This window comes from Alphaproteobacteria bacterium 33-17 (assembly GCA_001897445.1).
GTDB lineage: Bacteria > Pseudomonadota > Alphaproteobacteria > Rickettsiales > 33-17 > 33-17.
Map to the genome: position 1 here is coordinate 141,216 of MKSX01000009.1, position 10,688 is coordinate 151,903.

At 32.9% G+C, this 10,688-nt stretch carries 6 protein-coding genes; 4 read left to right on the forward strand and 2 right to left on the reverse strand.

Features of this window, described 5'->3' with window-relative positions; genetic code table 11:
- Positions 1 to 109: 109 nt before the first annotated feature.
- Both BGO27_04420 and BGO27_04425 read left to right on the forward strand, forming a co-directional pair.
- Entirely contained in the window at positions 110 to 1,261 is a 1,152-nt protein-coding gene (locus BGO27_04420; GenBank protein OJV16080.1) for a recombinase XerD, read from the forward strand.
- A 130-nt stretch (positions 1,262 to 1,391) separates the two neighbouring features.
- Positions 1,392 to 2,594, forward strand: a complete 1,203-nt coding sequence (locus tag BGO27_04425) for an IS256 family transposase (GenBank protein ID OJV16081.1) — start codon at positions 1,392 to 1,394, stop codon at positions 2,592 to 2,594.
- Positions 2,595 to 2,651: 57 nt separating this feature from the next.
- Here BGO27_04425 and BGO27_04430 read toward each other — a convergent pair whose 3' ends face one another.
- Entirely contained in the window at positions 2,652 to 3,584 is a 933-nt protein-coding gene (locus BGO27_04430) for a hypothetical protein (GenBank protein OJV16072.1), read from the reverse strand.
- A gap of 560 nt (positions 3,585 to 4,144) precedes the next feature.
- Between BGO27_04430 and BGO27_04435 the strand changes: the two genes are divergently transcribed.
- The gene (locus tag BGO27_04435) at positions 4,145 to 7,300 is read left to right on the forward strand and encodes a hypothetical protein (protein ID OJV16073.1); all 3,156 of its coding nucleotides are present in this window, start codon (positions 4,145 to 4,147) and stop codon (positions 7,298 to 7,300) included.
- Positions 7,301 to 7,302: 2 nt separating this feature from the next.
- Positions 7,303 to 8,820, forward strand: coding sequence for a hypothetical protein (locus BGO27_04440; protein OJV16074.1), 1,518 nt, complete (start codon positions 7,303 to 7,305; stop codon positions 8,818 to 8,820).
- 64 nt (positions 8,821 to 8,884) lie between these two features.
- Here BGO27_04440 and BGO27_04445 read toward each other — a convergent pair whose 3' ends face one another.
- Positions 8,885 to 10,555, reverse strand: a complete 1,671-nt coding sequence (locus BGO27_04445) for a hypothetical protein (GenBank protein ID OJV16075.1) — start codon at positions 10,553 to 10,555, stop codon at positions 8,885 to 8,887.
- Positions 10,556 to 10,688: the final 133 nt, after the last annotated feature.

Below are 10,688 nucleotides of genomic sequence, written 5' to 3' on the forward strand. Positions count from 1 at the left end.
TAGCTTTACTTTTCAATGTACTTGCTGTATAAATCTCTTTTTATGATTTAATCAAATTTAATCTATATTAACTTAAATTGCGGCACCGGTGCGGCACCAGATGTTTTTTATGACAAATGAATTTAACTTTACGGCAACTGAAATTAAGAAACTTAATGTTCCTGATAAAGGTAGGGAATATTATAAAGATACAAAAGAAAAGGGACTCTCATTATATATAACTTCAACTGGAGTAGTTACATTTTTTGTACGTAAGAGAGTTCATGGTAAAGATGAAAGGCTAATATTAGGAAACTTTCCTGAAATAAGCGTTGAGAATGCTAGAAAAATTGCTTTGCAAATAAAGGCTAAAGTTTCAGAGGGTAGTAACCCCAACGAAGAAAAGCATAGATTAAGAGATGATCTAACATTCAAAGAACTTTTTGATCAATTTATGGAACGCTACAGCAAAAAGCAGAAGAAGTCTTGGCAGTATGATGAGCGTGAGGTAAATAAATTTCTATCACACTGGTTCGGTAAAAAGATTTCTAGAATTACTAAACAAGAGATTCAACAGCTTCATGAAAGAATTGCAGAAAATAATGGTATTTATCAAGCTAACAGGATTTTAGAGAGAATAAGAGCTATATACAATAAAGCCATCGAATGGGGATGGAATGGTGTTAACCCTACTTCTGGCATTAAAAAGTATAGAGAGAAAAAACGAGAAAGATTTTTAATGCCAGAGGAATTGCCAAAATTCTTTGAGGCTTTGTCAGAAGAACACAACGAAACTGCCAGGGATTTTATACTAATATCACTATTTACAGGTGCCAGAAAAAGCAACGTTCTAGCGATGCAATGGAAAGACGTAGACTGGCATCATAAAACATGGCGTATTCCAGAGACTAAAAATGGTGATGCTGTCATAATACCTCTTATTGACGATGCTATAGAAGTATTACAGCGCAGAAAAGCTCTGGCAATAAATGGCTGGGTATTCCCTAGCGAAACTAGTAGCTCAGGACACTTTGCTGATCCTAAAAAGGCATGGAAAAGAGTACTGACCAAGGCTGGCATTGAAGATTTACGTATCCATGATATCAGAAGAACCTTAGGAAGTTACCAAGCTATTGCAGGCTCAAGTCTATCCATTATCGGCAAATCACTTGGTCATAAATCCCAACAAGCAACTCAGATATATGCAAGGCTACATAACGACCCAGTAAAGGAGTCCATGGAGAAGGCAGCAGCATTGATGTTTAAGGATTGGGAAAAGTAATAATGGGTCTGTCAATCTAGGTGTGTAAATTAGAAGTAGATAAGTAAATCTTGGATAACGCAAATAAATCCAAGATTTACGTATCGTAAGAACAACAACTAAAATACACAGGTAAGAAATGACAAAAAGAATAAAATCACCATTTAAAGATGAAACGCTAGCAGATATTGTGCAGTATTGTGGAAGCCAAGAAGAATTAATGTCAACCTTCAAGCTACTGCAGAAAGCCATGTTAGAAAAGGCATTAGAAGGAGAGCTTGGGTATCACTTAGGCTATGATAAAAGTGAGCGGAGCGACGGCAGCAATAGCCGTTATGGATATGGCAGTAAGAAGATAATAACAAACACCGGGGAATTTGAAATCGCAACCCCTAGAGATAGGGATGCAAGTTTTGAGCCGAGGTTAATCCAGAAGGGGCAAAGAGAATTCAAGGGTTTTGAAGAGAAGATTATCTCGATGTACGCCAGAGGCATGAGTATGCGGGATATACAAGCGCAGCTTGAGGAGATGTACAGCATAGATGTATCGGCTGAGTTTATATCAAACGTTACCGACAAGGTAATTGACGAGGTTGTATCATGGCAAAACCGTGCGCTTGATAAGGTATATCCTATATTATACCTAGATTGCCTTGTGGTTAAGGTAAAAGAGAATAACCAAATTATAAATAAATCTTTGTTTTTGGCGATAGGGGTGAATATGGAAGGCCATAAAGAAGTGCTAGGCATGTGGCTTGCCAAAAATGAGGGAGCGAAGTTCTGGTTATCGGTTATTACCGAGATCAGAAATCGTGGCGTAGAAGAGATCTATATAGCCTGCGTAGATGGACTCAAAGGCTTTCCTGATGCAATTAACAGCGTATTCCCTAAAACGATAGTGCAGCTTTGCATAGTACATATGGTAAGGAATAGCTTAAATTATGTGCCATGGAAAGATCGCAAGTTGGTTGCTATAGATCTTAAGGCAATTTATACCGCTAGTAACGATAAGTCAGCTGAACTTGCTTTACAGCATTTTAAGGATAAATGGGATACAAAGTATCCTACCATAGCTGATATGTGGCAGCGTAATTGGCAGGGAATTATTCCATTTCTAAGCTTTCCCAATGACATCCGAAAGGCCATCTATACTACAAATACTATAGAATCCATCAATCGCCAAATTAGAAAAATCATCAAATCTAAGGGCTCTTTCCCCAATGACGAGGCGGTTTTTAAATTGGTATTTTTAGCCTTGCAAAATGCTGAAAAAAAGTGGACAATGCCCATCAGAGATTGGAAACTGGCCTTAAACCAGTTCGCCATCCTCTTTAACTCTCTTTACACACTTTAACTGATAGACTCGTAATAATAGATATTCTATAGGTTTTGCAATTAAACCTATTAACTACTATATTACCAAATTTTTTCTAATAAATCTTAATATATCACTCCTTAGCGAAATATAAAACTCTTCGCATTCTTGCTTAGTTCCATCAAAATATATATTGTTAGGAAATTCACCTAAATAAGCATGATCCATGAAGCTGATATGTTTTGATCCTTTATAATGTTTATATTCGTAGCCTGCTTCTTCTAATAGTTTTGCAGTTCCAGAGCTAACTTGATAATCCTTTCTTTCCTCTGATAAACAAAACAAAATTGGATATTTTTTAGGATATGGGAATTGTAACTCACCATCTATAAAAACTATACATTCTTTAACATTCTCAAAATTATCATGAAGTAATAGTGTATTTATACTTTTACGAAATATTCCTGATGTCCGGTTTGCAAGCATAAGTAAAGCATTTCCTCCCATTGAATGGCCAATTAAAGCTGTTTTATCAGAATCAATTTTACCATAGAATTCGTTCGCATTATTGGTTTTAATCCACTCAAACACATATAATATATCATCAATAATACTGCTATGTTTAGAACAGCTTCTACTTTCCCAGAATTTTGGAGGGTTTGAATCTGTATGGAGCTGATGCTGAATGCAAACTACAATAAATCCATTAGAAGCAATTTCCTCATTTATAGTGGCATAATCTGTCATTATGGCATTATTACCATGGCTAAAAAAAACTAATGGAAATTTTCCCTGAGCTATGTTAGAGGTGGAATCTAGTTTAGCAAAAACCATATTTTTTAATAATGTAAATTCTTTTGATCCTCTTGTTTCATATACTTTTTCATATGGGGCATTATTATTTTGATGACTTGGAAAATATACTTGCAGAGGAATTAGCTTGTTATTTCTGTACTCATCATAAAGGTCATACTTAGATAAACCTATACTAAATTTTCCAGTAGGAGCTATGATTATTTTATTTGCCATAATTATTACCTACTTACCACATCCACCTCAAGAAAGCCTTAAGCAATTGTAAAACAATTACCAGTAACATATCTTGATACTTTATTTGAAGATAAGTATAATATAGTAATTTGGATTTGCAACAAAACCAAGTAGTATTAACAGTTCCATTTCTATTTAGCTTCTAGAGTATAGATTAGTCCAGGTATAATATTGATTCTAATATTATATGATGAAAATTCTCTAACTAATACCTTAATTAACTTAAATTACCATACTCCTAAAATATTAGTAGAAATTATGGTATAAAAATATCAATAATTCCAGCTATTTTAGCATTGTTTTATAGTATCGATTTTTCCATTATGTGATTCAAATAACTCAAACGCCTCTCTAAATTCAAGATTTTTTACTTTACTTTACCTTTTTGACTTTTTTTATTTTTCTACTGTTGCATTAGATTCTAAAATTTAGGTCAAATATTTTATTAATAATATTGAAAATAATATTATCTAAACTAGTTGGCAATTAATAATTTGTCACTTTATTATCCATAAAAGTTAATAAAATTATGAGCAATTATGAAAAAATATGAATATAAGCACGTATATGGTCTTAGTGATAACCCACTTGATATTACTTTCGATTATATTATAGCTATAGGAGAGGGTGTAAATAAAGGGATTAAGAGTGCTTTAACTGGTTTACATCATCCAATAGATAACATACTGATTCCTACAGCAGAACTACTTTCGGACGTATATTTGGAAATCTCTAATAAAACAGAACTTAATCCTACTGTAGCAATAACATATGGATTGCTACCTGGTAAATATTTTCTAAATAATGATCCATTGTTAGAACATCAATCAAGAGCTAGAAATCATTATAGAATTGAAGGTGTAAAAGAACTATGGGAAGATTTTGCAAGTGCCAATAATCCCAAGAAAGTGGAGATGGCGGTTAGTGGACTTACAGACTGGATGGTAAATGGCGCAGCTATTGGCGGTGTGGTCAAAGCTGGAAAAATGGCTAAAAGTTTATCTAAGATAGGCACTACAAATGCTACCTTATATCAAAGTAGATTTAGAAAAGATTTTATTTCTTTTCCTGAGTTCGAATATTTGAATCTAAAAGCAGTAAAAGAATCAGGATATACTGGTAATTTACTATATGCAGTTACAGAAGATTATGAATTTTTGCTAGCAAATGAAGCTTTAAAAAAGCCTTATCAGTTTATACGAAAAGGTAGTGAAGATATAAGCCAATATATGGTGTTAAAGCATGATATACTAGCTAAATTTAAAAAGGTTTTTGCAGCAGGAGAACTCACATTTGAAAAGGGCATTATAACTGCATTTAATAATGATTCGGGTCATTTTTTACCTTTCAAATCCAAAATAGGTAAAATTGTACGTAAAGTGGTTGCTAAGAATGGTGGCGAAGAGATTTTTTATGCCACTGCAAGTATACTGAAAAAGGATAGAGCTATTATATTCAAGCCATCTTCTCAGATATTAAAGTCCCTGCCATATGGTGGGAGTTTAATGGCAGGAAGGGAGAGTAGTTCAAGTTTTTTCGAATATCCAGATTATGATTGCTCAGAAAGTAATATAACTGAGAAAGAATTATGGTATCACATGGGTTATACATCGATGCTAGATGGTGAGACTTTTGATGCAGTCTATGATCCTAATAGCCCGAATCAGCCAAAGTATATTGAAGTAAGTATGCTAGATCAGATTAATGATATGCATAATATAAAATTTACTAAATCTTATCAGTCTCATGATCATAACGCAAGTTCTCGTGAAGGAAAGTTTCAGGCAATCAATGCTGAAGATGATAACTATGCATGTCTTAAGGAATATTATGAACAAATAGAACGAAAAGTTACAATAGAAGGTTTTGATGATGCGCGTGAGCTGCATAATCACATGATGCTAAAAGAATTATTAGAGCGACGTGAACAAAAACTGCAGAAAGAAAAAGAAGTTAAAGAAAACATAGAACATACAATAGCTGAGCAATCTATAGATATTGAGCCTCATTTATTAGACAGATTTGCAAAACAGGTAAAGCCTAACCAAGATAACATTTCATCCAAAAAACCCTCAACATTTGCTACATACAAAGCAATCAAAAAAATTCAATCAGAATTTCCAGATTTAACAAAGCTTAAGACTGCTCAGGTTAAAGAAATTAAGAGTACTTTTAAAAAGGAATTAGGCAAAAGTGTTAGCGATGAAGCAGTAATTGATAACCTTAAAAATGGCTATTTTGGTTATGTAAACAGGCAAGTTAAAGAGATGATGGGTTATCAGCCAGTACGTAATGACCAAACCAACCAGGATATTAGGCAAATTCAAGACGTTTTACAAAAAATGCGTGAAGAGCAGATATATGCGCAAAAAATTCAGGATATCAGTAATTTCGGCAGTTATAGTGCGGCACTCGCATCGATGTTTGGCAAAGATAAGCTTGCTGGCAAAATTATGTCACATACTAATAATGCGCTTATGATTGGAACAAATCTAAACCGTATTGCACCTAATATGCTTGCAAATATGGGAGAACTAGGCGCTGGGCTTGGGGCAGCAGGTGGCATGATATCTCAAACAATATCCGCATTTGTACCATATTTAGGTGTGGCTGTGGGTATTGCGTCTATGCTTGGACTTGGAAGACGTAAAAGCAAAGAGAACGGCATGCAAAAGTTTATGGAAGCAATAATTCAGCAGTTCCACCACATAGTACATGCAGATGGAGAGCGTACAAGGCATGCTATATTTGAGCTTGGTCACAAAATGCAGCTATGGAATATGGCTCTTATGGAAGCTTCACACAAAAACTATATAGCAACTTTAGAAAACAAAAGGGATATTGCACTATTCAGGCAGGAAGCTTCTGAATTATTTAGCCAAATCTCGGATAACTTGATCAAAGTTCAGGAAAATATTCAAAATAACGCTGATAAATCACTTGAGCAGTTTAATCAATTATTAAATGCAATTTTAGAGACTGACTTACATGCAAGTCTTAAGAAGGAACTTGAAACAATTATTGGTCGTTTGAAAGAAGCCAGAAATAGCAATGGGCAAAGTGAGGCAGATTTTAATGCTGATATCACAACACTAAAAAGACTTGGCACAACTTATGCCACAAGTAGCCCTCATACTGGAGGCAATGTAAATTTAAATCCTAATGCAATGCATGCGGCTTTAACTCAGGCAAAAGACAGCTCCTACATCGTGAACTTACTTAAGAATTTACTCAAAGTAAATACGCCTGACTTACCTAATCCAAGATACATAACTGAAGTTATTAAGGTTGCATGTTATACGCTTAAACTGCAAATGAATTCTAGCCAGGCAGACCCACAAGATATTAAAAACAATGTAGAAAGCTTAAGGCAGATTGCAAAAAATGCCAGAAGTATCATCGAGTTTGAAGATAGAATCAAGAACCCTGATATTATTAAAAATCAGCTAGAAAATTATAAAGCTAACTTGCTGAAATTTAAGGAATTTGTGGAAGCAAAAATAAAGCAAGAAGATGCAAGACTTACTACAGAGAGGCAACGTGATCTTCAAAAAATGTTCGATGAATCTGCAAAGACCTTGAGTATGGAATCATACCCTAAATATGATGAAATATTAAAAGAAGTTGGCACATTTGAACAAAATGTAAGACAGGATTTTGCAAATTTATATAACTCGTATGATAAAGGATTATAATAATGTTACTGAAATCTCATAAACCAGAATATTATGTTATAAAGACTTGGGATTTTGATTCTTATATGACATATTTAACTCAACTTGAGCCTAATAACCATAATAAACCTAATAGTTTATCAATACATTTAACTTATAATCAAACATATAATACGCCAGAAACTGTTTCCATATGTTATGCCAACACATTATCAAATAAACGTTATGAAGATGATTATAATGCTGTAAAACATAAGGTGTTTGGAAATAAAAATAACAGCCAGAATATAGATGGTGATGTTCATAAGTTTAAAACGACTCAAGGTAAAATACTTAAATCATCTGATGTTAATTTATTTGATATTCTAGATTCAAGATCAAATCAAAGTCATCTTGCTTCTGACAGGACAATTACAATAAAATATAAAGATCACAAACTTAAAGTTTTTAAACCCGAGGGATTTGATCAGCTATTTTCATCTAATGTACTACATGTTTTAGAAACTTTAGGTATGGGTAAGTTTGAAAGTATTATAGAATTATCTGAAAGTAACAGCTTTGATTTTAAAACTTACTTTATAATTGGTAATGAAAAGCATTTAGTTGATCATAAACATGGCAATATTTATTTACCTGATTATCAAAATCCTGAGCATGTTATGATACTTGCTTGGTATGGTGGGTGGCATATAACAAAAGATGCAAAAATTATGAAATATACAAGACAATCTAAAATTAGACATACTACGAATTATACTGATATCAAATATGAAATAAAATACCCTAAAAATACCCCAAATGAAGGTATTAGAAGTATTATTGAAAATAATAAAACTAAAGAAGTTACCTTACCTGTATCAATTAATCTTATTCGTGAAAATATGAACTTAGCACGTCAGGCTAGATATATGGCATTAAGATCAAATTTCCATTATCAAACGCGCTCTGAATATCAAGGAATGCTACAAATCGCTTCTGTTAACTACCATGTGATTAGCAATATGCTTTCACTAATATATGGTGATGGTTTTATTAAAAATGATAAGTGCCAAGAGTTTTTAACTCTTGATAACCAACTTGAGGATAAAGTTGCAAATTATAAAGGTGAAGATGGTTATTTACCTTATGTAATCGATAATATGATAAAAAGTATAGATCAGCTTCAATGTACACTTCCAAAGTTGGAGAGTATAAATCAACCAACTTATGAGCTAAGAAATGGGCTTCTAGATGAATTTGAAAGCTTAATTGATTTATATGAAAATAGGATGATTTTAGAGGTTCCTACAATACCAAAAATTGAGGAGATTAAGGCTGATAACGATCTAGTTGAAAGTCTCATGGAAGAAAATAAAAATTTAAATAATAAAGTAGATGCTATGTCTGGTCAAATGAATGAGATGGCTAGTCAAATGAGTGAAATGGCAAAAATGATGGCACAAATGCAGCAGTTACTTATGAGTCAGCAAAATGCTCAAAACCAAACCTCATTTAGAGAAGTTTCGGAGCAAAAAGACCCAAATAGTCAATATCGAAGTTAACTTATAAGTAGGGTTCATGTAAATAATGAACCCTAAGCCATTCATGAATTAACTATTATAAACTTTATACGATTCTTTCTTGAACTACTCCTTCTTTGTTTTGCGAGGGTGATTCTGTAACTCTTTGCCTATAAGGTGAATTAGCTTTATTTTTTATTATTTCATCGCAATACGTGAGGGCTTCCGAAGCATCTATATTTAAATAAGAAAATATATAAGTTTGTAATTCGGGTAGTAAGTTGGTTATGAGATTATCATCTGGAACGCTGCCAGAGAAAGTAATAACAAAATTTGCGAATGTTTCCATGGTTTTTCTAAAATGTTCAAATCTTACAATATTGGAACCTTTTGAGGTATTTAACTTTGCAGTTTGCACTAAACCAATTATAATTTTTGTAATTTCTTCAAAATGCAATTTATTTTCTAACATACTAACTATCAAAGGGGATGTATCGATACAGTACTTATCAAAGATTTCACCATAAAAAGCTGTGATGTTGTCCTTTTCTATCGAATTTTGTTCGTATATAATATTTAATATACTATATTGTTTAGCATACCTTCTAGAATTAAGCTGGGTTTGATTGAATTCAATTAATTTAGTATGCAAGTCTTCTGATGTTATATCCCAAAGGAATTTAGCAACGTTTTGGGAACCCCTATAAGTTGCTACATGTAAAGGTGATTGACCTTTATTATTTAAAATATTGGGATTAGCTCCTTTAGAAATTAGATACTGCACCACCTCAAAATGCCCATGACTGGCGGCGTTATGTAATGGGGTTTCTTCCAAATGGTTTAATTCATCTAATTTTGCCCCATTATCCACAAGAAGAGTAATAATATCCAATCGACCATCTAAACAAGCCCAGTGTAAAGGTGTTCTATTAACGTGATCTTTAGCATTCACATTAGATCCTTTATCAATAAGTAATTGTGCTACAGATAATAAGCATCCTTTTATTTTCACAGTCTTATGCAAAGGTGTTTCTTGATCTTCATTCTCTGCATTTATATATGAACCATTTTCTAAAAGGAATTGTACAATTCCCAAATGTCCTTTTCCAGCAGCTAAATGAAGAGGAGTATTTTTTGTACCTTTATCATTAGTAAGGCTTGCACCGAGTGAAAATAAAAATTTCATAACTTCAAAATGCCCTTGCATTGCAGCAACGCGTAAAAGTAATGATTTATCATTTTTTGGAATCTTTGAGTCTGATTTTTCAATCAAGAATTTAACTATTTCCAAATATCCATGTAATGCAGCATGGTATAAAGGAGTTTCATTATCTTTATTTTCAGCATTTACATACAAGCCTTGACTATATAAGAACTTCACCATTTCTAAGTGTCCATTCATCGCAGCATAGTGTAAAGGAGAATCAATAGGGATAATACCATTAACATAACATTTAGGATCTTTTTTAAAAAGAAATTTTGCTATTGTTATATGACCTAAAGCAGCGGCTAAATCAAAGGGAGTCATTAGATGATAATTTAGAACTCTAATGTTTACATCCTGGGTTAATATAAACTCCACGGCTTCTTTATAGCCTTTATAAATTGCTAAATGTAGAAAAGTATTGTTTTGTTTAGATGTTATTTTTAATTGTTCTAAATTTAAGCCTTTAATAGCGTTTTCAAGATTAGGATAGTCCTGATTCCATAAATTCATGTTATTTAGAATATTTATAGCTTCTTGATTCCTATTCGCACCAATATCATCTTGTTTCATTTTCATTACCATTAATTAAATTTAAGATATTATATTAACTATTTGTTAATTTGTCAATATCCCTAAATTCTAGAATCTAATGCAACAGCTGATATGTAAAAAAGGTAAGGAAGTGGTGTTGAGTAAAAGAAGG